At 58.9% G+C, this 1579-nt stretch carries 2 protein-coding genes; both read right to left on the bottom strand.

The genetic code is table 11. The annotated features are described in order from the left end of the window. Window positions 1-62: 62 nt before the first annotated feature. Window positions 63-1073 carry a sulfate ABC transporter substrate-binding protein gene (locus NUV89_RS29615; RefSeq protein ID WP_016975030.1) on the bottom strand — a complete coding sequence of 337 codons (1011 nt, stop codon included), beginning with the start codon at window positions 1071-1073 and terminating at the stop codon, window positions 63-65. A gap of 74 nt (window positions 1074-1147) precedes the next feature. Continuing rightward, entirely contained in the window at window positions 1148-1330 is a 183-nt protein-coding gene (gene oscA, locus NUV89_RS29610; protein ID WP_003170956.1) for a sulfur starvation response protein OscA, read from the bottom strand. Between the last annotated feature and the right edge of the window lie 249 nt (window positions 1331-1579).

The following is a 1579-nucleotide window of genomic DNA, read 5'->3' as shown; positions in this document are numbered from 1 at the left end:
CCCCCCCCCCCCCCCCCCCCCCCCCCCCCCCCCCCCCCCCCCCCCCCCCCCACAACTCGCTCTTACTGGGCGGTGTAGATCTGGTCGAACACGCCACCGTCGTTAAAGAATTTCGGTTGGGCAGTTTTCCAGCCGCCGAAGTCTTTGTCGATAGTCACCAGGTCCAGTTTCGGGAACTGTTGGGCGTATTTGGCGGCAACTTTCGCATCGCGTGGGCGGTAGAAGTTCTTCGCCGCAATCTCCTGGCCAGCCGGGCTGTACAGGTGTTTCAGGTATTCCGTGGCGATTTCGGTGTTGCCCTTTTTCTCGGCGTTCTTGTCGACCACGGCCACGGGCGGCTCGGCGAGGATCGACAGGGACGGTACGACGATGTCGAACTTGTCGGCGCCGCCGTCTTCTTTCAACGCCAGGAAGGCTTCGTTTTCCCAGGCCAGCAACACGTCACCCTGACCGTTGTTGACGAAGGTGATGGTCGAACCACGGGCGCCGGTGTCCAGCACAGGCACGTGTTTGAACAGTTCTTTCACGTATTCCTGGGCCTTGGCTTCGCTGCCGCCCGCCTTGAGGCCGTAGGCCCAGGCGGCGAGGAAGTTCCAACGGGCGCCGCCGGAGGTTTTCGGGTTCGGTGTGATGACGGACACGTCTTTCTTGATAAGGTCGCCCCAATCCTTGATGCCTTTAGGGTTGCCCTTGCGCACCAGGAACACGATGGTCGAGGTGTACGGGGTGCTGGCGTCCGGCAGGCGGGTCTGCCAGTTTTCCGGGAGGGTCTTGCCCAACTTGGCGATTTCGTCGATGTCGCCGGCCAGGGCCAGGGTCACCACGTCGGCGCGCAGGCCATCGATCACGGCGCGGCCTTGCTTGCCCGAGCCGCCGTGGGATTGCTGGATTTTCACGTTGTCGCCGGGGTGGGACTGTTTCCAGAAGTTGGTGAACTCAGCGTTGTAGTCCTGGTACAGCTCACGGGTCGGGTCGTACGAGACGTTGAGCAACTCGTAGTCCTTGGCAACGGCGGAACCTGCAAACACGGCGCTGGCCAGGGCGGCCAGGGCGTAACGGCGAATCGACGACATAGAAGCTCCTGAAAATTCTGGGTGTTGGCTTTTTCTTATAAGTGCGGGTCTAGCATGCGAATCGCCGTAACTGCTCAGCTCGGTTTGTTACCCGGGTTTTGCAGGCGGAATTTTTCTTTGCGTTCGATCTGGACCACTTGCGCGTTATGCACAGTGATTTCCACCGCGCCAAAGCGCAGGTCGCGCAATGCGCTCTGGATCTCACGCAAAATGGCTGCTTCGTCCTGGCCGTCGACGCTACGTAGAGATGCGCTCATGGTCTCGCTCCTGAAATAAAGAGTGCCTTGCAGTGGCGGCACTGCGGGTGGCGTGAGAGCGATAGTAGATAAGCGCGGATATTCTTAAAAATACTATTTAAGAATGTTTATATAACCAGAAAGAATTTTCTGGTGGGACGTGGGGTTGCGTGCGGGTTTGGTGGGTTAACACCGAAATTAAGCCTGGAGAAGATCCAAATGTGGGAGCGGGCTTGCTCGCGAATGCGGTGTGTCAGCCAAATATTCAGT

Origin of the sequence: Pseudomonas sp. 18.1.10 (assembly GCF_024655625.1) — a bacterium.
Classification (GTDB): domain Bacteria; phylum Pseudomonadota; class Gammaproteobacteria; order Pseudomonadales; family Pseudomonadaceae; genus Aquipseudomonas.
Note: the sequence above shows the minus strand (reverse complement) of the source record. Positions and strands in the feature narration are given on the sequence as shown.

What these genes read in the sequence shown, in the direction of transcription:
- NUV89_RS29615 (WP_016975030.1), bottom strand. Translation starts at nt 1,073, where the DNA reads ATGTCGTCGATTCGCCGTTACGCCCTGGCCGCCCTGGCCAGCGCCGTG.
- oscA (WP_003170956.1), bottom strand. Translation starts at nt 1,330, where the DNA reads ATGAGCGCATCTCTACGTAGCGTCGACGGCCAGGACGAAGCAGCCATT.